Source organism: Pseudomonas sp. SIMBA_068 (assembly GCF_046534705.1).
Classification (GTDB): domain Bacteria; phylum Pseudomonadota; class Gammaproteobacteria; order Pseudomonadales; family Pseudomonadaceae; genus Aquipseudomonas; species Aquipseudomonas putida.
This window is the reverse complement of the sequence record NZ_JAWRYI010001805.1, coordinates 1-231: the sequence shown is the minus strand read 5'-3', so window position 1 is coordinate 231 and position 231 is coordinate 1. Positions and strand designations below refer to the sequence as shown.

Sequence of the window (231 nt, the reverse complement as noted above, 5' to 3'; positions counted from 1 at the left end):
CCGCCTGAATAAAGCGGCGAATATGCTCTGCACCGCGATCAGCAATCCCACAGGCGAGGCGGATTTTCTCCACCTCCTCTGGCGTTTTGATTTGCCGCAGCACATCCGGCGTGGCGCTAACCAGTTTCGCATTGAGTTCAGACTGCCAGCGGTGCGCGGTTTCCCAACTCACCTGCTGGCCCTCAAAACCGAGCGTTTGCAACTGTTCATCGGCAATGATTTGATTGACGA

1 protein-coding gene is annotated in these 231 nt (G+C 55.8%); it reads right to left on the bottom strand.

Features of this window, described 5'->3' with window-relative positions; all coding sequences use genetic code 11:
• Window positions 1-231: aminopeptidase P family N-terminal domain-containing protein (locus SB756_RS35995; protein WP_410914029.1), on the bottom strand; the 231-nt coding region annotated here is incomplete at both ends.